The 20,669-nt window shown below is 35.3% G+C and carries 20 protein-coding genes, 2 rRNA genes and 1 pseudogene; 8 read left to right on the plus strand and 15 right to left on the minus strand.

Going from position 1 to position 20,669, the window contains the following annotated elements:
• Nucleotides 1-32 precede the first annotated feature (32 nt).
• From ileS to ispH, 3 genes are all read left to right on the plus strand, one after another.
• Nucleotides 33-2,840: an isoleucine--tRNA ligase gene (ileS, locus tag A9G08_RS11350; RefSeq protein ID WP_065563827.1), complete on the plus strand. Its 2,808-nt coding sequence runs from the start codon at nucleotides 33-35 to the stop codon at nucleotides 2,838-2,840.
• Between the two features lie 102 nt (nucleotides 2,841-2,942).
• Nucleotides 2,943-3,407, plus strand: a complete 465-nt coding sequence (gene lspA / locus A9G08_RS11355; protein WP_065563828.1) for a signal peptidase II — start codon at nucleotides 2,943-2,945, stop codon at nucleotides 3,405-3,407.
• A 1-nt stretch (nucleotide 3,408) separates the two neighbouring features.
• A complete protein-coding gene (gene ispH / locus A9G08_RS11360; protein ID WP_065563829.1) occupies nucleotides 3,409-4,359 on the plus strand; it encodes a 4-hydroxy-3-methylbut-2-enyl diphosphate reductase in 951 nt (316 codons plus the stop codon).
• Here ispH and A9G08_RS11365 read toward each other — a convergent pair.
• Nucleotides 4,356-4,610: a YfhL family 4Fe-4S dicluster ferredoxin gene (locus A9G08_RS11365; RefSeq protein WP_065563848.1), complete on the minus strand. Its 255-nt coding sequence runs from the start codon at nucleotides 4,608-4,610 to the stop codon at nucleotides 4,356-4,358. The two genes, ispH and A9G08_RS11365, sit on opposite strands and share 4 nt — an antisense overlap.
• A gap of 580 nt (nucleotides 4,611-5,190) precedes the next feature.
• Here A9G08_RS11365 and A9G08_RS11370 point away from each other — a divergent pair.
• Nucleotides 5,191-6,381: an efflux RND transporter periplasmic adaptor subunit gene (locus A9G08_RS11370; RefSeq protein WP_081299584.1), complete on the plus strand. Its 1,191-nt coding sequence runs from the start codon at nucleotides 5,191-5,193 to the stop codon at nucleotides 6,379-6,381.
• Between the two features lies 1 nt (nucleotide 6,382).
• Nucleotides 6,383-8,350, plus strand: a complete 1,968-nt coding sequence (locus tag A9G08_RS11375; protein ID WP_065563830.1) for a MacB family efflux pump subunit — start codon at nucleotides 6,383-6,385, stop codon at nucleotides 8,348-8,350.
• 76 nt (nucleotides 8,351-8,426) lie between these two features.
• Here the strand turns inward: A9G08_RS11375 and A9G08_RS11380 are convergent, their stop codons facing one another.
• Both A9G08_RS11380 and A9G08_RS11385 read right to left on the minus strand, forming a co-directional pair.
• On the minus strand, nucleotides 8,427-9,170 hold the full coding sequence (locus A9G08_RS11380) for a DsbA family protein (RefSeq protein ID WP_065563831.1): 744 nt from the start codon (nucleotides 9,168-9,170) through the stop codon (nucleotides 8,427-8,429).
• Between the two features lie 14 nt (nucleotides 9,171-9,184).
• Nucleotides 9,185-9,454: a YihD family protein gene (locus A9G08_RS11385; RefSeq protein WP_065563832.1), complete on the minus strand. Its 270-nt coding sequence runs from the start codon at nucleotides 9,452-9,454 to the stop codon at nucleotides 9,185-9,187.
• Between the two features lie 229 nt (nucleotides 9,455-9,683).
• On the opposite strand from A9G08_RS11385, the gene mobA reads away from it, so the two are divergent.
• Nucleotides 9,684-10,277: a molybdenum cofactor guanylyltransferase MobA gene (mobA, locus tag A9G08_RS11390; RefSeq protein WP_065563833.1), complete on the plus strand. Its 594-nt coding sequence runs from the start codon at nucleotides 9,684-9,686 to the stop codon at nucleotides 10,275-10,277.
• Nucleotides 10,278-10,393: 116 nt separating this feature from the next.
• On the opposite strand, the gene A9G08_RS11395 is transcribed toward mobA, so the two are convergent.
• Nucleotides 10,394-11,425, minus strand: coding sequence for a threonine aldolase family protein (locus A9G08_RS11395; RefSeq protein WP_065563834.1), 1,032 nt, complete (start codon nucleotides 11,423-11,425; stop codon nucleotides 10,394-10,396).
• A 62-nt stretch (nucleotides 11,426-11,487) separates the two neighbouring features.
• Between A9G08_RS11395 and mobB the strand changes: the two genes are divergently transcribed.
• On the plus strand, nucleotides 11,488-11,982 hold the full coding sequence (gene mobB, locus A9G08_RS11400) for a molybdopterin-guanine dinucleotide biosynthesis protein B (protein ID WP_065563835.1): 495 nt from the start codon (nucleotides 11,488-11,490) through the stop codon (nucleotides 11,980-11,982).
• 45 nt (nucleotides 11,983-12,027) lie between these two features.
• Complete coding sequence (gene mtgA, locus A9G08_RS11405) at nucleotides 12,028-12,720, plus strand: monofunctional biosynthetic peptidoglycan transglycosylase (RefSeq protein ID WP_065563836.1); 693 nt, start codon at nucleotides 12,028-12,030, stop codon at nucleotides 12,718-12,720.
• On the opposite strand, the gene cobB is transcribed toward mtgA, so the two are convergent.
• The 11 genes and pseudogenes from cobB to A9G08_RS11460 all read right to left on the minus strand — a co-directional run.
• Complete coding sequence (gene cobB / locus A9G08_RS11410; protein ID WP_065563837.1) at nucleotides 12,717-13,409, minus strand: Sir2 family NAD+-dependent deacetylase; 693 nt, start codon at nucleotides 13,407-13,409, stop codon at nucleotides 12,717-12,719. The genes mtgA and cobB overlap by 4 nt on opposite strands.
• Before the next feature lie 45 nt (nucleotides 13,410-13,454).
• Nucleotides 13,455-14,267: a hypothetical protein gene (locus A9G08_RS11415; RefSeq protein ID WP_065563838.1), complete on the minus strand. Its 813-nt coding sequence runs from the start codon at nucleotides 14,265-14,267 to the stop codon at nucleotides 13,455-13,457.
• A 238-nt stretch (nucleotides 14,268-14,505) separates the two neighbouring features.
• The gene (locus A9G08_RS11420; protein ID WP_065563839.1) at nucleotides 14,506-14,715 is read right to left on the minus strand and encodes a helix-turn-helix domain-containing protein; all 210 of its coding nucleotides are present in this window, start codon (nucleotides 14,713-14,715) and stop codon (nucleotides 14,506-14,508) included.
• 71 nt (nucleotides 14,716-14,786) lie between these two features.
• Nucleotides 14,787-15,368 carry a DUF2975 domain-containing protein gene (locus tag A9G08_RS11425; RefSeq protein WP_065563840.1) on the minus strand — a complete coding sequence of 194 codons (582 nt, stop codon included), beginning with the start codon at nucleotides 15,366-15,368 and terminating at the stop codon, nucleotides 14,787-14,789.
• Nucleotides 15,369-15,535: 167 nt separating this feature from the next.
• A complete protein-coding gene (rpoH, locus tag A9G08_RS11430) occupies nucleotides 15,536-16,396 on the minus strand; it encodes an RNA polymerase sigma factor RpoH (protein ID WP_065563841.1) in 861 nt (286 codons plus the stop codon).
• A gap of 163 nt (nucleotides 16,397-16,559) precedes the next feature.
• A complete protein-coding gene (ftsX, locus tag A9G08_RS11435; RefSeq protein ID WP_065563842.1) occupies nucleotides 16,560-17,528 on the minus strand; it encodes a permease-like cell division protein FtsX in 969 nt (322 codons plus the stop codon).
• Nucleotides 17,528-18,187: a cell division ATP-binding protein FtsE gene (ftsE, locus tag A9G08_RS11440; protein WP_065563843.1), complete on the minus strand. Its 660-nt coding sequence runs from the start codon at nucleotides 18,185-18,187 to the stop codon at nucleotides 17,528-17,530. The genes ftsX and ftsE overlap by 1 nt, the downstream gene beginning before the upstream one ends.
• 9 nt (nucleotides 18,188-18,196) lie before the next feature.
• Nucleotides 18,197-19,120, minus strand: a pseudogene (ftsY, locus tag A9G08_RS11445) (signal recognition particle-docking protein FtsY); the annotation flags it as partial.
• 153 nt (nucleotides 19,121-19,273) lie between these two features.
• On the minus strand, nucleotides 19,274-19,840 hold the full coding sequence (locus A9G08_RS11450; protein WP_065563844.1) for a pseudouridine synthase: 567 nt from the start codon (nucleotides 19,838-19,840) through the stop codon (nucleotides 19,274-19,276).
• 79 nt (nucleotides 19,841-19,919) lie between these two features.
• Nucleotides 19,920-20,035: ribosomal RNA gene (rrf, locus tag A9G08_RS11455) — 5S ribosomal RNA — on the minus strand.
• Nucleotides 20,036-20,186: 151 nt separating this feature from the next.
• Nucleotides 20,187-20,669 (minus strand): 23S ribosomal RNA (locus A9G08_RS11460); the annotation flags it as partial.

Raw genomic sequence — 20,669 nt, forward strand, 5'->3', positions numbered from 1 at the left:
GTTTCAACAAAAATTAACTGGAATAAATCAGCATGACAGACTATAAAAACACATTGAATTTACCGGAAACCGGATTCCCTATGCGAGGTGATCTTGCTAAACGTGAACCGGCGATGTTGCAAAATTGGTACGATAAAGAACTTTATCGCAAAATCCGTCAAGGGAAAAAAGGCAAAAAAGCTTTTATTCTGCATGATGGCCCTCCTTATGCAAACGGAAAACTTCATATTGGTCATGCCGTTAATAAAATAATTAAAGACATTATTATCAAATCAAAAGGCTTAAGTGGTTATGACTCCCCATATATTCCAGGATGGGATTGTCATGGTTTGCCGATTGAACAAAAAGTCGAGGAGCAAGTCGGTAAACCAGGTGTAAAAGTAACACCAGCTGAGTTTCGCCAAATTTGTCGCGATTATGCTGCTTCACAAGTTGAACTACAAAAAGCTGATTTTATTCGCATGGGTGTGCTTGGGGATTGGCAAAATCCATACCGTACAATGGACTATGATACTGAAGCGAATATTATTCGTGCTTTAGGTAGAGTGATTCAAAATGGGCATTTAGTCAAAGGTGCTAAACCAGTTTATTGGTGTACAGATTGTATGTCAGCTTTAGCGGAAGCTGAAGTCGAATATTATGATAAATCATCGCCCGCAATAGATGTAAAATTCAAAGCCGTAGATAACCAAGCTGTTGCAAGTAAATTTGGTGTTAATACCGACCTAACTATTTATGCCGTGATTTGGACGACAACACCTTGGACATTACCTGCCAGCCGAGGTATTGCCTTAAATGCTGAATTTGAGTATCAACTAGTACAAATAAACGATAAAGAATGCTTAATTTTAGCCGCTGATCTGGTCGAATCAGTCATGAAACGTGCCGAAATTTCAGAATGGAAAGTACTTGGCAGCTGTAAAGGTGATGCGCTTGAGCTATTACGCTTTAAACATCCTTTCCTTGAGTTTGATGAACCAATTGTACTTGGTGAACATGTGACAGTTGACGCAGGTACAGGTGCAGTGCACACGGCACCTGGTCACGGTGTTGAAGACTTTTTAGTTGGTCAAAAATATGGGCTTGAAGTTGCTAACCCAGTTGGTGGCAATGGCTGTTATTTACCTGGAACAGGTGTTGGTTTAGATGGTTTATTTGTTTTCAAAGCCAATAAAGTGGTAGTTGAACTATTAAAAGAACGCAATGCTTTACTACACTTTGAAAATATTGAACATAGCTATCCTTGTTGCTGGCGACATAAAACGCCTGTTATCTACCGTGCAACACCACAATGGTTTATCAGTATGGATAAACAAGGTTTACGTGCTCAATCACTAAAAGAGATCAAACAAGTTCGTTGGATTCCAGATTGGGGACAAGCTCGAATTGAAACTATGGTAGCGAACCGTCCTGATTGGTGTATTTCACGTCAACGCACATGGGGCGTGCCTATGACGCTATTTGTGCATAAAGAAACTGAAGAGTTACATCCAGACACACTACAACTAGTTGAGAAAGTGGCTAAATTGGTTGAACAAAACGGTATTCAAGCATGGTGGGATGCCGATATTAAAGATTTATTAGGTCCTGATGCTGATGATTATCGTAAAGTACCCGATACACTAGATGTATGGTTTGATTCAGGCTCAACATTCTACTCAGTGGTTGGCGTGCGTCCTGAATTTGCAGGGCACGAAGCCGATATGTACTTAGAAGGTTCAGATCAGCATCGTGGTTGGTTTATGTCTTCATTAATGCTATCAACGGCAATTGATAACAAAGCACCGTATAAACAAGTATTAACTCACGGTTTTGTGGTCGATGGACAAGGACGTAAGATGTCTAAATCACTCGGTAACATTGTGACACCACAAGAAGTGATGAATAAACTTGGGGCAGATATTTTACGTTTGTGGATTGCATCGACTGATTATTCAGGCGAAATGAGTTATTCAGATGAAATCATTAAACGTGCAGCCGATAGCTACCGTCGTATTCGTAATACCGCACGCTTCTTACTGGCTAACTTAAATGGTTTTGATCCAGCTAAAGATATGGTTAAACCAGAAGATATGGTAGTACTTGATCGTTGGGCTGTCAGTATAGCTAAAGAAGCTCAAGAGCAAATCATTCAAGCTTATGAAAACTACGATTTCCATAGAGTCGTACAACGTATTATGCAATTTTGCTCAATCGAAATGGGCTCATTCTATTTAGATATTATCAAAGATCGTCAATATACAGCAAAAAGCGATAGTGTTGCGCGCCATAGTTGTCAAACTGCGTTATATCATATCGCTCAAGCGATGGTTCGTTGGATTGCACCAGTTTTATCATTCACTGCTGATGAAATTTGGCAATATCTACCTGCTTCTGAAAAATCTGAATTTGTATTTGAAGATGAATGGTATACCTTGCTATTTACCTTATCAGATAGTGAAACATTAAACAGTGCTTATTGGGCTCAAATCTTAGCTATTCGAAGTGAAGTTAATAAAGTTTTAGAACAAGGCCGTAATGATAAAGTTATCGGGGGATCACTTGAAGCAGCGGTAACCCTTTATGCTAATAGCGAAATAGCAACGGCACTCGCTAAATTAGAAAACGAATTACGCTTTGTATTACTGACTTCACAAGCGACGGTGAAACCTTTAGAAAATGCACCACAACATACGGTACAAAGTGATATTCAAGGTCTTAAAATTGAACTTGCTAAAGCACAAGGCGATAAATGTCCTCGTTGCTGGCATTTTACAGTTGATAACAACCCAACCACTCACTTATGTAAACGTTGTGAACAAAACATTCATGGTAATGGTGAAGTTAGACATTTTGCCTAAGTGATATAAAAATAAATAGGGCTATAAAAATAATTTTATAGCAATTAAGAACACTTACCGCCGACGATTGTCGGCGGTATTATAATAAAGAGCATAAACTATATGAAAAAAGATAACGGACTGCACTGGTTATTATTTGCGGTTGTAGTTTTTATTATCGATATCGCAAGTAAATTCTGGATTATAAATAATTTTTACTTATTTGAATCTGTAAATCTTTTACCCTTCTTCTCTATCACCTATGTACATAATATTGGCGCAGCTTTCAGTATTTTTGAAGGTCAACGATGGATACTTGCTGCCGTAGCTTTTGCTGTTAGTGTCGTAATTGTTTATATGTTATATCGTAGTAACCATAAGCAAAAATTAGAAAATTTTTCATTAGCATTAATTTTAGGTGGTGCATTAGGAAACCTATTTGACCGTCTTTACCATGGATTTGTTGTCGACTTTCTAGATGTCAATTTTGGTGATTGGCACTACCCAACTTTTAATATTGCTGATTGTGCGATTTGTTTAGGTATTGGATTTTACATCCTAAGCAATTATACTAAAAAGACTGACTAATATGCAGATTATACTCGCTAATCCTCGTGGCTTTTGTGCTGGAGTAGATCGAGCTATTACTATCGTTGAACGCGCGCTTGAGCTATTTGGTGCTCCTGTTTATGTTCGCCATGAAGTTGTACATAATCGCTACGTAGTTAACCGTCTTAAAGAACTTGGCGCAATATTTATCGAAGATCTCAATGATGTCCCAGATGACAGTATCCTTATTTTTTCTGCCCATGGGGTATCTAAAACAGTTCGTGATGAAGCCAAACGTCGCCAGCTACGAATATTCGATGCAACATGCCCTTTAGTAACTAAAGTTCATATGGAAGTCGCCAGAGCAAGCTATCGAGGTGAAGAGGTTATTCTTATTGGTCATGCTGGCCATATTGAAGTAGATGGCACGATGGGACAATATAGTAATCCAGCAGGTGGAATCTATTTAGTCGAGTCAATTAAAGATGTACAAAACTTGCAAGTAAAAAATGACAATCATCTCTGTTTTACAACACAAACAACCTTATCGGTTGATGATACCGCAGAAATCATTGAAGCGTTAAAAAATCGATTTCCCAATATTCGTAGCCCTCGTAAAAACGATATTTGTTATGCCACCACTAACCGCCAACAAGCAGTTAAGCAGTTATCATCTCAAGCCGATATTGTCTTAGTGGTTGGATCTAAAAATTCATCAAACTCCAGTCGATTAGCAGAGCTTGCAAGACGAAACAGCAAAAATGCCTACTTAATCGACTACGCCTCAGACATCAATCTTAAATGGCTAGAAAATGCTCAAACTATTGGTGTCACCGCTGGCGCTTCTGCCCCAGAAATTTTAGTTAAACAAGTTATTGAGCATCTAAAAAGTTTAGGTTGTACATCAATGATTGAAACCGAAGGTATTTCAGAAAATATTACTTTTGAAATTCCCAAAGAGTTACGTATAGAAGTTAAAACAACTGATTAAGAAGAGTGTGTTAGTTGCTTAAATTTTTGCAATAATTCGTCTTGAGTTTCAACATGCTCTGGATCAGCAATAATCGCATTTTGAATTGGACAGACGCGTTGACAGGTAGAATGATCATAATAACCGACACACTCAGTGCATTTATTTGGATCAATTTCATAAGTATCGAACCCCATTGAAATGGCCTCATTTGGACATTCAGGTTCACACATATCACAATTAATACACTTATCAGTTATTTTTAACGCCATTGCTACAATATCTTTAACGAATAAAAAATTTGCGCCATTATAACGCAATCCTAAATAAATCCTAATACGGATCTACATTTACATTGAGTATTGACAAAACTTTTGCAAAAAATTTTGAGGAACGGGGTTTTTGAAGGTCTAAAATTGCATAAATTTGGAAATTAACGCCTAATGCATATCAAAATAAGTGTTCCTAATCAGATTATCCACCTAAATAGTTATTGGAATTTTAGAATTATTTTAGAAACTTATCAGCTTGACGCGAAAATAGTTTTATTAGTAAATTGAACAAAGGAACGGCTCAAAGCTTCACTAATTTTTATTAGTAAGTTAATTAGGAATTGCCTACTTTTTTTGTGCAATAAACAGGTATTCCTATGTATGATTATCTAATGATATTTATAATTAAATTTTTAAGTACATATTGAAAGAAAGGTGATTTTTTCTATCAATTCAGAAATATCTTTAATACAGTTAAAAATTTTCATAAAAATTACAATTTATTATCTTTAGTTATCATTGCAAATGAAATTAATACGATACAATGCTCAAAAAATAACAAAAACGAAAGGATGAAAAATTGGCAAAATTCTTTAGATTCAAATATATCGTTATCTTTATTGCCACTTTAGTTGTGCTTTATTTAGGAAAATTAATTTTTTTTCCTTCAGAGCAGGCCGTTAATTATATTACGTCGCCCGTAACGAAAGGAAATGTTGAGAAAACGGTTCTTGCTGATGGCACTATAAGCGCTTTTAAACAAGTTAGTGTTGGTGCACAAGTTTCTGGACAAATCAAAAAATTGTATGTTGAACTTGGCGATGAAGTTAAGCAGGGAGATATGATTGCTGAGATTGATGATCTTAAACAAAGTAACGATCTCAAACAATCTGAAGCAAAATTAAACAGCTTGGAAGCTCAGCGTACATCTAAGCAAGCAAAATTAGTTAACTATCAACTAACTTATGAACGCCAATTAAAACTGGTTAAAAAAGGGGTTGGTGTCCAATCAGATTTAGATTCAGCAAAAGCCGATCTTGATGCAATCAAAGCTGATATTGCAGCGCTTGATGCAGATATTGTTAGCGCTCAAGTGGCGGTTGATACTGCAAAAGTTAATTTAGGTTATACCAAAATACGCTCACCAATTGATGGTGTTATTGTTGCCATTCCAGTCGACCAAGGGCAAACGGTAAACTCGGTACAAAGTGCTCCGACTATCGTTAAAGTCGCTCAATTGGATAAAATGACCATTGAAGCACAAATTTCGGAAGCCGATGTTATTGGTGTTAAAAAAGGTATGCCCGTTTATTTCACTATATTAGGACAACCAAACAAGCGGTTTGAGGGATTAACATTAAGATCGATTGAGCCTGCACCTGACTCAATTAATAGCGAAAACTCTACGTTAAGCTCATCATCTACCTCCAAAAGCGCAATTTATTACAATGGATTATTTGATGTTGATAATCCTGATCATCTTTTACGTATTTCAATGACAGCTCAAGTATATATTGTGTTAGCTGAAGCGAAAAATGTACTGACTATTCCATCCCAAGCTGTTCAAAAAAATTTAGCAGATAATAAAGCGATTATTTATCTACTTGATCAACATAATAATGTTGAAGAACGAGAAGTCAGTCTAGGTATCAATAATAATGTCAATGTGGAAATCAAATCGGGACTTAAAGAAGGTGAAGTCGTCATTATTGGTAGTAACAATGGCGCATTATTTAATCCTAATGGACGCACGCCGAGGATAAGATTTTGATATGACAAATAATCCACTTATCAAACTTGAAAATATTGTTCGTGAATTTCCAGCCGGTGATTCAACCATACAAGTGCTTAAAAATATCAATTTAACGATTAATGCCGGTGAAATGGTTGCCATTATTGGTGCATCTGGCTCAGGCAAATCGACGTTAATGAATATTTTAGGTTGTTTAGATAAACCAAGCTCGGGAGTCTATACAATTGGAGGTCGAACCACCAATAAATTATCACCCGATGAATTAGCTGAATTACGTCGAGAACATTTTGGATTTATCTTTCAACGCTATCATTTATTAAGCGCCTTAACTGCACAAGGTAACGTTGAAATTCCCGCCATTTATGCAGGAATCACTAATGAACAACGAAAAAAACGAGCTATTGAAATATTAACGCGTTTAGGGCTTGAAGATAAAATTAATAATAAACCCAGCCAATTATCGGGAGGTCAACAACAGCGTGTCAGTATTGCTCGAGCCTTAATAAATGGCGGACAAGTTATTTTAGCAGATGAACCAACAGGCGCACTTGACCGTAAAAGCGGATTAGAAGTTATGGCTATCTTGCGAGAACTTCATAAACAAGGGCATACTGTGATTATTGTAACGCATGATAGCAATATTGCCCAAAGTGCAGAGCGAATTATTGAAATCAGTGACGGAAATATTATCTCAGATTCAATCAATCCTAACTATCAGGTAGAAGAAAAAAAAGATAATCGCCAAGTTAAACAGATCGAAACCACTAAAACCCAAGACAACTTTCAAGCTAAATACAATCGCTTTCGAGACGCCTTTAATATGGCGATATTGTCGATGCGTTCTCAACGATTACGCACTTTTCTAACCATGCTTGGTATCATCATTGGCATAGCCTCTGTCGTTTCCATGGTTGCATTAGGAGAAGGCACAAAACAAAAAATACTCTCGAATATAAACTCATTAGGAACAAGCACGCTAGAGATTTATCCCGGTAGCGGATTTGGGGATCGTAATGCAGATAAAATTACCACCCTACGCTCATCCGATGCTGACTTTTTAGCGAAACAGAATTTTGTTCATAGCACGACCCCAAATCTGGCAACATCAGTCTATTTTCGAGTCAAAAATTTGGCAATGACTGGTACAGTAAATGGTGTGGGAGAGCAATTTTTTGCCGTTCGTGGTTATAACATCACCCAAGGCATAGCTTTTGACCAAGCTAGTGTTGCATCATCAGCACAAGATGCCGTTATCGATGAAAATACCGTTAAACAGTTATTTAAGAATGAAAATCCAATTGGAAAAATTCTTATGGTGGGTCAATTGCCGGTAAGAGTAATTGGTGTTGCCACCAAACAACAACAGGGATTTGGTAATAATGAGAGTCTTAATATCTGGTTACCTTATACCACTGTCATTAATCGCATGGTTGGACAAACATCGTTAAGAAGTATTACGGTTCGGATTAATGATAATGTTGATTTATCAGTTGCTGAACAAGCGATTAATAAAATCATGATACAACGGCATGGTGTTAAAGACTTTTTTATCTTTAATTCAGATAGTATCCGTGAAACGGTTAATTCCTCGGCTTGGGTGTTAACATTATTAATCTCAACCATTGCATTTATATCACTGTTAGTCGGTGGTATTGGGGTAATGAATATCATGCTAGTATCGGTTACCGAAAGAACTCGAGAAATTGGTGTGCGCATGGCTGTTGGAGCACGCTCAAGTGATATATTGCAACAGTTTTTAATCGAAGCGGTATTAGTGTGTTTGATCGGCGGAACATTAGGTATTTTATTATCATTTGTGGTCGGTGGGATTTTTAATTATTTTGTCACATCATTTGCAATGCGTTTTTCAATCATTTCAATTATCGCTGCCTTTAGCTGTTCAAGTATAATTGGCATAATTTTTGGGTATTTTCCAGCAAAACGCGCCGCAAAACTTGATCCAATTTATGCATTAGAAAGAGAATAAAAAGCGCTATTAAAATAAAATCCCTTTGCACGATAAACTGCAAAGGGATGACAATTTGTTAATAACCGTTTAAAAATTAATTATTTTGTTCTTCACTTTCAGTTTTTTTATCAATTTCTACCTTAACATGCGGATCCAAATCCACTAAGTAGGCAGTAACTCTCGCATAATCTTTGACATAATCAGTGGTATTTTTAGTATTAAGACCACGCGAGTTCACAAAAAACTTACGATTAACCACAACAGTTGGAATTGACTCAGGTCTTAATTGGTTATAGGCCTCAGTTTGTTGTGTCATAAACGCTTTAACTAAAAAACTTTGTTTGGTTTTATCAAACTGTTCAGCATCAACACCTAAGTCTGCAAAGACAGCTTTAATATCATCAGCAGTTTTTAATTTACGCTCGGTTTGTACAGCTTTATAAAGTGCATCTGACACTTTATCTTCAATACCTAATACATTAGCCACGGCCCATGCTTCAGCTAGCTCTTTAGCTAACGGACCAAAATTGTCTAAATGATAACGTTTAAATTTAGTACCATTTGGTAAAGCTTTAGCAATCGCGTCTGTTGCATGATATTCGCTTTCAAATTTAAAACAGCTAGGGCAGTTGAATGAGAAAAACTCTACAACCTCTTTATCTGGAGAGGGTTCAAATGGTAAAACACCATATTGTTCACCTTGTTCAATCGGTTTTAACTGCTCAGCAACATTTGCTGTAGCTGGTTGAGTATCATTTTTATTATCTGCTGGCGCTTCTTGCGCAAAACAGGTTATAGAAGTTAATAATACTCCAATAGCAATAAGCGTTTTTTTCATTTAATTTATTCTCCTTATTCTTTAATAATTCCGCGAGCTTTTAATATTGCTGATTTAAAATCATCTTCATAATCTTTTTTTAATCCAGGTATCGCTTCGTTTTTATCTGAATTACGCATTTTTAAATGATAAATTAAAACTTCATCACTAAGATCTTTTAAATTACCATCAAAACCAGCTTCTTTACCCAATTTATCTAAAAGCTGTAATAAATTGAGATCTGAATCATTTTCCCAAGCTGGTTGTAATAACTCAATTAACTCATCAATACGATGACATTTCATAATAACTACCTTTTAATTATTCAACTAAGTTGATAGATGATGACATAAACCTTTATGTTAATCTTTACTTTACAATCTATATATTAATAAGCTTCTAGTATATACTCGGCTTTAAATTTAAATTGTCCATTTAAAAGATTCATAAACAAATATATTTTATGTCTAAAAAATAACTTTGCTATATAGTAATGTTATTTTGCTTTTTGGCAATGTAAAAGAGAAAGAATTTATGGAAAAACTGCCTATTACTGCTATTATTTTAGCTGGTGGTCAGAGTAACCGCATGAATGGTGTGGATAAAGGCTTGATGTTATTAGCTGGGAAACCACTTTTTCAACATGTAATTGATCGCATCAAACCTCAAGTCGATTTTATAATGATTAATTGTAATCGGCATGATGATCAGTATGGCTCGCTAAACTACCCTATTTTTGGTGATGATTTAACAGGATTTTTAGGGCCGCTTGCCGGAATCTATAGTGGCTTATTACGAAGCAATACAGATTGGAACTTATTTGTTAGTTGTGATACCCCTTTTTTACCACATGATTTGCTCGCTCGTTTAGCAAAATTTTCAGCTACTCATCAAGCTATTTTCCCTTTTGATGGTAAGGATAATCACCCAACCATTTTATTAATCAATAAATCTGTCATTACTCAACTAAAAAAATATTTGGAAAACGGTGATCGCAAACTGATGTTGTTTTTAAATAAGATTCATGCAACTGCTGTTGATTTTAGCGATACGCCTACAAGTTTTATCAATATTAATACAGTTGATATGCTAGAAAGTGCCAATTTGGTAATTGAGGCGAATAAATAAATCACAAATCGAGCTTTTTTATGCGTTAGCTTATTGATTTTTTTTGTTTAAAAACCCCGTTCCTCAACTTTTTTTATATTTTAATTATTAACAGTTTGATAGATAAAAACTTACTGTCATTTTTTAAGCAATTTTTTTAATTCTTGAGCAAAATTTTCTATTTCAACTTCTTGTGTTGACCACGAAGTGCAAAAACGTAAACAAATATGGTTTGGATCACTTTGCCCTAAATTATCCACAGCATAACGTGAAGTAATTTTTTTGGCTAATTGATTCGGTAAATTGACAAACAGCTGGTTGGTTTGTGGTTTGGCTGCAAAGGTGAATCCCTCATTTTCAAATAAGTTTGTAAGTTTTTCAGCCATCATATTGCTATGTTTGCCTAATGAAAGATAAAGGTTATTTTGCATTAACGCTTTAAATTGTACAGCTATAATCCAACTTTTAGCTAATATTGCTCCTTTTTGTTTCATATTAAAACGGAAGTCGCGATTAATAGTATGATTGTTAAATACCAACGCTTCACCAGCAAAACCACCAACTTTAGTGCCACCAATATAAAATACATCGGTATATTTGGCTAAATCAGGGAAAGTAATGTCATTATCTTTAGCGCCTAATGCCATAGCTAAACGCGCACCATCTAAATAAAGATATAAATGATTTTTTTGACAAAATTGATACAGTTTTTTTAGCTCTTGTTTGGTATATAGGGTACCTAATTCGGTAGTGTTGGAAATGTATATGAGCTTTGGTTGGACCATATGCTCATCACAATGATAATCTAAAACAGGTTGTATTGATTCTGGTGTTAATTTTCCATCTTCAGTTTTCACCGTTACAACCTTATGCCCTGTGGCTTCAATTGCACCCGTTTCATGCACATTGATGTGTCCGGTTTCCGCTGCAATCACAGCCTGATATGGTTTTAGTATATGTGAAATGGTTGTTAAATTGGTAATTGTCCCACCAGCCATAAAATGTATGTCTGCATTCGGGGATTTTAATCTTTTCCTAATCTGATCGATTGCATCATTACAACAATCATCTAAGCCATATCCAATCAACTTTTTATTATTGATATTGATAAATTCTTCTAACAATTTAGGGTGTACTGTTTGATTATAATCATTTAAAAAATCGTACATATCATTAATCTTGTATAAAATAATATTTACGTTTAAATATAGCACGTTATTGTTGAGAATCTATGAATAATAAAAAAATTATTGGTATTACTGGATATAGTGGATGTGGTAAAACCACTTTGCTAAAAAAGATTATTCAGTTAATGGTTTTGCAAAATATTAAAGTAGGTTCATTAAAACATGCCCATCATGATATTGAGTTAGATATCCCTGGCAAAGATAGTTATGAGCTACGCAAATCGGGGGCATTACAAACTATTGTTGCCTGCGATAAACGTTACGCATTGATTGAAGAAACACCCGATACCCCAGCAGATCTAAAAACGCTTATTAATCGGTTTACCGATGTTGATGTGATATTAATTGAGGGATTTAAAGATGAACAAATTCCTAAAATTATGTGTCATCTAAAACAATGTCAAAAACCATTATTTATTGATGATTTTACCATTGCTGTTGCTAGCGATGAGCCGTTAATAACATCTTTACCTGTATTAGATATTAATCAACCAGAGCAAATTGTGAATTTTATAAATAATTATTTATTTTGCCGTTAATATATCGTATTTTACTTAACTGTTTTTTTAACTAATATTATCATTATGAAATTTCGACTAAGAAAAACTATAAGCATTGCCAAGAAAGTCCTAATTGGATTAATGCTTTTCTCTGTTTTTCTTATTCTGCTTATGCGTTGGGTTAATCCTTGGGGTTCCATGTTGATGGTCGAAAGAAAGATCGCTAACTGGAATATTAATCAACAACGAATTTGGAAAGATTGGGATCAAATTTCAGATAATATTAAGATTGCCGTTATAGCTGCTGAAGATCAGCAATTTGCCAATCATTGGGGATTTGATTTTAAGGCTATAAACCGTGCGTTAAATTATAATAAAAATAATAGAAAAATCCGTGGCGCCAGTACCATCACTCAGCAAGTTGCGAAAAATATTTTTTTATGGTCATCGCGAAATTGGATCCGCAAAGGTGTTGAATCATGGTTCACAGTTTGGATTGAGCTTATTTGGTCAAAGCAACGGACACTTGAGATTTATTTAAATAGTGTTGAATGGGGTGAAGGGATTTTTGGTATTGAGGCCGCTTCACGCCACTACTTTGGTGTCAGTGCAAAGCAATTAACCAAAGAGCAAGCTAGTTTACTGGCTGCAATTTTACCTAATCCTAGAAAATGGAGTCCGGTAAACCCAAATATACTTACGCAAAAAAAAGCAAAATGGATCCTAGGCCAAATGGAAAATTTAGATACGAAAAAATATTTGAAGAAACTTAATTAATTAACGCTTAATGTTTTTACAAATTCAGGCACAATTTTACTTGCAGGGCCGTAAATTTTGGTTTGAAATAAACTTTCCCCCAAACTCGGCTCTAAATTGAGCTCAACAGTTTTTGCCCCCGATTGATTAGCAACCTCTACAAAACCCGCTGCCGGGTAAACATTGCCCGATGTACCAATCGAAATAAAATAGTCAGCTTGTGAAAGCGCATGGTAAATTTTATTCATCTCTAATGGGATTTCACCAAACCATACTATGTGTGGACGAATAAGCTTATTTTTTACATAATCCACATCTTGATGACAATCAATAATTTGCCCGGTTTGCTCATTACGAACTTTCAATAATTCGCCATGCATGTGAATAATATTTTTAGAACCCGCCCGCTCATGAAGATTATCAACATTTTGTGTCACAATTAATACATTTTCACTGCCGAGCTTATGTTCAAGCTCAGCTAAAGCAAAATGCGCTAAGTTTGGTTTTACCTCAGGGCTTTGTAATTTTTTTCGTAGCATATTATAGAAAGAATGGACCGCAATGGGATCGCGACTATAACCTTCATAGGTTGCAACATCATTAACATCATACCCTTCCCACAATCCATTTTGTGCACGGAATGTCGATAGTCCAGATTCCGCAGAAATACCCGCACCCGTTAAAATAACAATTTTCGTTTCTTTCATCATACCTTAACTTCTTATCTTTCTAATTAGGTAGGTTTAATTGATTTGCTATTGGCTATATTCGGTTGTAAACATGCTCATAGCAGGTTTTTTTAAGTTTTGATACTTACTATAAGCACTAGCTACTTTTGATCTTACATTTGCTTTGCTTTCACCATTTAACCAACTATCAATCATAGCGTGCACACTATACGCTTCCGGAGCCATATACTGCATGGTTAATATCAATGGTGAAATTCCGGTAGCTAATAACGGTTTGGAAAAATATTTTTGACTTTTACAAGCAAAAACGGCCGCATAGCGCGATTTTTGCTTTTCTTTCTCTTCTTTTGAGTTTGACGCCCAACTCGTTTCATAACCAAAGAATTTACTCCAAGACCATTCCATTAAACCATTGTGACCAATGTAAACAACTAAATTAGCTTTACCACCGCCAGCGATTATTTTTTTGTTATCTAGGGTAAATGTTGATTGTTTTTTGCCTGCTGAGTAATTAATAAAATCATCAATCGTATTATCAATATATTTACCATCATAAGCTTGCGCAATAATATAAACATCTTTGCTTTTATGTTTATAGATAATCTCTTCTAATATTTTACCCTCTTGAGGTTTATTGACTTGGACTACTTGCCATTCTTTTTGTTTACTAAAAAATGTTTTAAAGCCATAGGCGGCCCCCCAATAAAGATTATTTTTTGGATCTTGACCATTACCGATTGCTGCTGGAACGGGTACAATTCCTTGATACTTATTATCACATAATGCAACAACAACATGAATTACTTTGGGATCAGCAAAACATGAAACGGAAAAACACATAATTAGCATTAATAATAGATATTTACTGGCTTTCTTCATTTGTTATCAATTCTCCATTCACTTCGTATTTTACAATTACATTATTTTTATACGTCATTTCAGAGCAAATACATGCCGGGGCACCACCGAAATTGTTTTTGGTCATGGTGTCTCTCCAGATTTCATTATACTGGGTTGCACTGAAATTGGATTGTTAATCCAGATTGCCTGACGCCGTTTTTTGATACTGCTTTATTGCATGCCCAGAAAGCCGCCTTATTTGCAATAAGTTAATCATTTACTCTTTATCACTATATTCCAGTATATCGCCCGGTTGGCAATCTAAGTGTTTACAGATTGCCTCGAGGGTTGCCAGTCTGAATCCTTTTACTTTACCTTGCTTAAGTAATGATAAATTTTGTTCAGTAATGCCGATTGCGGCTGCTAAGTCTTTGGATTTAACTTTGCATTTAGCCAGCATTACATCTAAATTTATAATAATTGCCACATTAAGATCCTATTAAATGGGTTTCTAGGTGTCATTGTATCGTACTCAACGTTATTATTTATATGCCATATTTAGATAAACTGTCTATTTTCTTCAGCGATCTGACTGGCTTTTTTTAAGATCTGACCAACTAGCATAATACTGATTGCTAAAAGCAGTGTCATAAAATCTTCGCTAGTAAACGCTACCGTAAAATAACGCTCTGGTTGATTGTAACTTAATATTGCCGTTATTACCGGTTCTGAAAGTACGCCCATTACCGCCCAAATCACCAAAAATTTACCAAAGTTATAACAGTATTTTGTTGATTTAACGGAAAAATAGTCCGCTTGCGCAAAATTAACCAGCATTAATCGTAGTTGATTAAAAGCATAAATTAAAATAACAATTCTGCCGGTATCAATAAGTGTTGCTAAGGCAGCTTGCCAAAAGTTTAGGCCTGTAGAAATGTCGATGCTATCATCCATTGTAGTGGACATGAAAAAAGAATATCCATCCGATCCAAACCCAATATTGTTCTTATCAAAAAAGTAAAATAACAAAGGCAATATCGTTCCAATCAGCATACATAAGATAGGGATCAAAATTAATACTGACATCAATTTACAATATTGATTTAAGCGAGTCTGATTTTTAGCTATATCTGTGTTCATTTTTATTTCCTTTTGGTTAAATTTACCAAATAAAGTATAAGCTGAGGGAAATAAAAAACAACAATTTATTAAAATAAAACGATAATAATTTATTGCTATTCACTTATTTGTGATTATAAAAAAGCCTTGCTGTTTAACGGCAAGGCTTCAAAAAATTAACTAATTATTTATACTTCAATAGCAACACGTAGTTTTTTCATTGCATTTTTTTCGAGTTGGCGTATACGCTCAGCCGAAACACTATATTTATCAGCCAAAACCTGCAATGTTGATTTGCTATCATCAGCATCTAACCAACGCGCTTTAATAATATCTTGGCTACGCTCGTCTAATTGAGATAATGCATCATGTAATTTATCAGTTGCATCATTTTCCCAATTGTCATTTTCAATTGATTTAGAAAAATCAGAATTAACATCTTCTAAATAAAGCGCAGGAGCAACAATTGAATTATCATCGTCATCACTATCAATATCAAATGACATATCTTGCGCTGACATTCGTGATTCCATCTCTAGTACATCTTTACGACTTACGCCAAGCTCATCAGCAACCATATCAACTTCAGCACTATTAAACCAACCTAAACGTTGTTTGTTTTTTCTCAAATTAAAAAATAATTTTCTTTGCGCTTTAGTGGTTGCGACTTTTACAATACGCCAGTTTTTTAGTACGTATTCGTGAATTTCAGCTTTTATCCAGTGTACCGCAAAAGAGACTAAACGTACTCCCATTCCTGGATTAAAACGACGTACCGCTTTCATTAAACCAATGTTACCTTCTTGAATCAAATCAGCTTGTGGTAGACCGTAACCAGAATATCCACGCGCAATATGCGCAACAAAGCGTAAATGAGACAAAATTAATTGTCTTGCTGCATCAACATCATCATGATAATAAAGTCTTTCACCTAGAGACTTTTCTTCCTCAGCTGTTAGCATCGGATAAGTATTTATCATACGAAGATATGATTCAATATTTCCTTGTGGGATTAAAGCACCTGCTTGCATTTTTAAATCAGTACTCATTTAATTCCCCCCTTAAATTAGACTAATTTTGTTACATCTTACTTGTGTAACAAGTTAAATTCTTTCTTTTAATTTAGACCACTAAAATGTGATTTAGTTCACATTTTTATCATAATTTTTATTATGTAGGATCTGGTAAAAATGGCAAATATTTAATCCACCATTATGAAGCTATAACCATTTTATTCAAATACTTTTTAGTAGCAATAAATGCTGAAAACCAACCTATAATCATCGAGAATAAAATAATTAATAAGCTTTCATCCCATGAAAGACCATTTATATTAACTATTGTTCCAAAAACATCCGATACATGCAACATGGTTGAATCTATTTGAAGGATAAATACTTTCGATAGAACCAAAGCCAAAATAGCACTAATTAATCCAGTAAAAATACCATTATATAAAAATGGTCGTAAAATAAAGCCTTCCGTTGCCCCAATCAATTGCATAACCGTAATCGTTTGCCTGCGAGCAAATATATTTAACCGAATGCTGTTCCCAATAACCAGTGACACAGCAATGATCATAAAGATTGAAATCGTCCATACTATTGATTTGACCATATTGGTTAATGCCGTTAATCGCGTAAACCAGCTGTCATCAAGCTGTACATCATCGACACCATCTATATTTCGCAATTGTGCTTGTAGATTGTGTAATTTATTAGTTTGTTTAGCTTCTTCAACTGGAAAAATGATAGCAACTGCAGGCAATGGATTGTCAGCAAGTAAATCAAGTGCATCATCAAATCCTGACCAAGTTTTGAATTCATCGCGTGTTTCATCTCGAGAAAGATAAGTCACATTTTGAACTTCAGGAATCGTTTTAAATTGGTCAATTAAATTATTAGTTTGCTCTGGCGTTAGTGTTTTGTTTATATAAACTGTTACGTTAGGAGTTGGATACCATTGCTCTGCTGCTTGATTTGCATTTTTCAATAGTAAATAGCCTATTGTCGGTAAAGTAATTGAAATAGCAATAACAAAAATAGTCAGCAAAGAGGCAAATATATTTTGATAAAAATAGTTAAATACATTATGCCATGCATAGCCAATCTGCCTTTTCCAACGCCCTAAAAAGCTATTATTCTTTTTTTGTTTAGATGGTTTAATCTTGTCCTTTATCATCAACTTTTAACCTCTAAACGTCCTTGATTTAAATTGAGTATTCGATGGTGTTTTCGACGAATAAGCCCCATGTTATGCGTTGCCATCAGTACAGTTACACCAGTCTGGTTAAACTCTTCAAATAATTTCAATATATCTTTTGAAAGTTTATCATCTAAATTACCAGTAGGTTCATCAGCAAGTAATACGGTTGGGCGATTAACAATAGCTCGAGCTATTCCTACGCGTTGCTGCTCCCCGCCAGATAACTGTATTGGATAAAATTTCATTTTATCAATCAATCCAACTTTATCTAATGCTGCTGAAACTCGTCTTTTAATTTCTTCGGCTGGCTTTCCTAAAATGATTAATGGAAAAGCCACATTCTCATAAACAGTATGATCTAATAATAATTGGTGATCTTGAAATATCATACCTATTGTACGACGCAAAAACGGCACTTGATGTTTTTTTAAACGAGAAACATCAACACCATTAAGTAATACTTTACCATCATTCGCTTTTTCTAAACCACAAATCAAACGCATTAATGTGCTTTTACCTGCACCTGAATGGCCTGTTAAGAAAGCCATTTCCCCTTGCGATAAAGTAAATGTTATATTTTGCAAAGCTGGCTTTCCACCAGAATAAACTTTACTAACACGTTCAAATCGAATCATGATTTATCTCTATTCTTCTGCTTCATCAAACAGTGCGTTAATAAAATCATCAGCAACAAATGGTCTTAGGTCTTTTATTTTTTCACCGACACCGATATAACGGATTGGAATATTAAACTGATCAGCAATGCTGAATATAATACCACCTTTCGCAGTACCATCTAATTTAGTCAATGTCATCCCTGTTACACCAACAGCTTCATTAAATAATTTAGTTTGGCTAATAGCATTTTGGCCTGTTCCAGCATCTATTGTTAACATGATTTCGTGAGGAGCAGTTTCATCTTGTTTTTTAATTACTCGTACAATCTTTTTTAATTCATCCATCAGATGTGATTTATTTTGCAAACGTCCTGCAGTATCAGCAATTAATACATCAATATTTTTCGCTTTTGCAGCTTGAATGGCATCAAAAATTACCGATGCAGAATCAGCATTAATGTGTTGTGCAATTACTGGGATATTATTACGTTCACCCCAAACCTGTAATTGTTCAACAGCAGCAGCGCGAAAAGTATCGCCAGCTGCAAGCATAACTGATTTACCTTGTTGTTGAAATTGACGAGCTAATTTGCCAATTGTCGTCGTTTTTCCAACACCGTTTACACCAACCATCAATATAACAAAAGGTTTATGACTTTCTATATTTAGAGGTTGTTGAGCACCATCTAAAATAGATTTCATTTCATTTTTTAATAAATCATGTAATGCATCAGCATCTTTTAATTCTTTTCTTGAAGCTTGTTGTGTTAATGTGCTTATTAATTTTTGTGTGGTATCGAAACCAACATCAGCAATGATCAATTGCTCTTCTAATTCTTCAAACAGTTGATCATCAATCTTTTTTCCTTTAAATAAGCTAAGAAAACCAGATCCTATATTTTGTTTAGTTTTAAAAAGACCTTTTTTTAAACGAGAAAAAAAACCTTCTTTTTTTTGTTCAATCATAAATAACTTATCCCATGATCAATATCAATGATCATTTTATCTTATTTTATTATAAAGCCCAACGTATTCGATCAAAGAGAGTCATATTATTGATCTATTTGATCCTTGAATCTTTTAAGGATCGTGAATTAAATTTAATTATTTAATATAAAGATCGTTGAGAGTAATAGATCGCCATTCGCCTTGGGGTAGGTTGTGAGTAAATAAATTATACTTGCCAATCTGAACTCGAATTAAACGTAAGCAAGGAAATCCAACGGCGGCACACATTCTTCTAACTTGTCGATTTTTTCCTTCTGTTATAGTAATACTTATCCATGAAGTGGGAATTGTTTTGCGTTCTCGAATAGGTGGGACTCGTTGCCACAAATTAATAGGCTCTTCCAAAAAATCCACGATTGCAGGTGCGGTGTGAAATTCCTTTAATTGTACACCACTGATTAATTTATCAATCGCTTGCTTATCAATTAACCCTTCAACTTGTACCCAATAGGTTTTAGATAATTTAAATTTTGGAGAACTAATTTTAGACTGCAATTTACCATCATTGGTCAGTAATAATAATCCTTCACTGTCAGTATCTAAACGACCAGCAGGATAAAATCTAGGCATGGATATATAATCTTTTAATGTCTGATATTTTTCATGAGCAGAAAACTGTGTCACGACATTAAATGGTTTATTAAAAGCGATTAATGAACTCATTCTATCCTCAGAAGAATTAAATAACCTTAGAATGCAAAAAAGCCCAGCATTGCTGCTGGGCTCTCGCTCTAATTTAAAAGTCTGGCGGCACCCTACTCTCACATGGGTAATACCCACACTACCATCGGCACTACGGCGTTTCACTTCTGAGTTCGGCATGGGGTCAGGTGGGACCACCGCGCTATTACCGCCAGACATATTCTGTCTTCTCTTTTTCAACTGATGATGATTATCACATATCTTCACCAATCGCTCAATCCGGAACAAACTGTTTTATTAATCTTTAACCATCTTTCGATGATTTCTTAATCTCAACTTCGCGTATCCCAAAACAACTCCGAGTTGTAAGGTTAAGACTCTCGGTTCATTAGTATCAGTTAGCTCAATGTATCACTACACTTACACACCTGACCTATCTACGTCTTAGTCTCAAACGGACCTTACTGAATCTCTTCAGGGAAAACTCATCTCGAGGCTAGTTTCGTGCTTAGATGCTTTCAGCACTTATCTATTCCGCACGTAGCTACCGGGCAATGCAATTGGCATCACAACCCGAACACCAGCGGTGCGTTCACTTCGGTCCTCTCGTACTAGAAGCAAACCCTCTCAATTTTCCTACGCCCATGGCAGATAGGGACCGAACTGTCTCACGACGTTCTAAACCCAGCTCGCGTACCACTTTAAACGGCGAACAGCCGTACCCTTGGGACCTACTTCAGCCCCAGGATGTGATGAGCCGACATCGAGGTGCCAAACACCGCCGTCGATATGAACTCTTGGGCGGTATCAGCCTGTTATCCCCGGAGTACCTTTTATCCGTTGAGCGATG

The organism is Gilliamella sp. wkB195 (assembly GCF_001690445.1).
GTDB classification, from domain to species: domain Bacteria; phylum Pseudomonadota; class Gammaproteobacteria; order Enterobacterales; family Orbaceae; genus Gilliamella; species Gilliamella apicola_E.

Coding starts and splice junctions, on each gene's coding strand:
- ileS (WP_065563827.1), top strand. CDS start 33: ATGACAGACTATAAAAACACATTGAATTTACCGGAAACCGGATTCCCT.
- lspA (WP_065563828.1), top strand. CDS start 2,943: ATGAAAAAAGATAACGGACTGCACTGGTTATTATTTGCGGTTGTAGTT.
- ispH (WP_065563829.1), top strand. CDS start 3,409: ATGCAGATTATACTCGCTAATCCTCGTGGCTTTTGTGCTGGAGTAGAT.
- A9G08_RS11365 (WP_065563848.1), bottom strand. CDS start 4,610: ATGGCGTTAAAAATAACTGATAAGTGTATTAATTGTGATATGTGTGAA.
- A9G08_RS11375 (WP_065563830.1), top strand. CDS start 6,383: ATGACAAATAATCCACTTATCAAACTTGAAAATATTGTTCGTGAATTT.
- A9G08_RS11380 (WP_065563831.1), bottom strand. CDS start 9,170: ATGAAAAAAACGCTTATTGCTATTGGAGTATTATTAACTTCTATAACC.
- A9G08_RS11385 (WP_065563832.1), bottom strand. CDS start 9,454: ATGAAATGTCATCGTATTGATGAGTTAATTGAGTTATTACAACCAGCT.
- mobA (WP_065563833.1), top strand. CDS start 9,684: ATGGAAAAACTGCCTATTACTGCTATTATTTTAGCTGGTGGTCAGAGT.
- A9G08_RS11395 (WP_065563834.1), bottom strand. CDS start 11,425: ATGTACGATTTTTTAAATGATTATAATCAAACAGTACACCCTAAATTG.
- mobB (WP_065563835.1), top strand. CDS start 11,488: ATGAATAATAAAAAAATTATTGGTATTACTGGATATAGTGGATGTGGT.
- mtgA (WP_065563836.1), top strand. CDS start 12,028: ATGAAATTTCGACTAAGAAAAACTATAAGCATTGCCAAGAAAGTCCTA.
- cobB (WP_065563837.1), bottom strand. CDS start 13,409: ATGATGAAAGAAACGAAAATTGTTATTTTAACGGGTGCGGGTATTTCT.
- A9G08_RS11415 (WP_065563838.1), bottom strand. CDS start 14,267: ATGAAGAAAGCCAGTAAATATCTATTATTAATGCTAATTATGTGTTTT.
- A9G08_RS11425 (WP_065563840.1), bottom strand. CDS start 15,368: ATGAACACAGATATAGCTAAAAATCAGACTCGCTTAAATCAATATTGT.
- rpoH (WP_065563841.1), bottom strand. CDS start 16,396: ATGAGTACTGATTTAAAAATGCAAGCAGGTGCTTTAATCCCACAAGGA.
- ftsX (WP_065563842.1), bottom strand. CDS start 17,528: ATGATAAAGGACAAGATTAAACCATCTAAACAAAAAAAGAATAATAGC.
- ftsE (WP_065563843.1), bottom strand. CDS start 18,187: ATGATTCGATTTGAACGTGTTAGTAAAGTTTATTCTGGTGGAAAGCCA.
- A9G08_RS11450 (WP_065563844.1), bottom strand. CDS start 19,840: ATGAGTTCATTAATCGCTTTTAATAAACCATTTAATGTCGTGACACAG.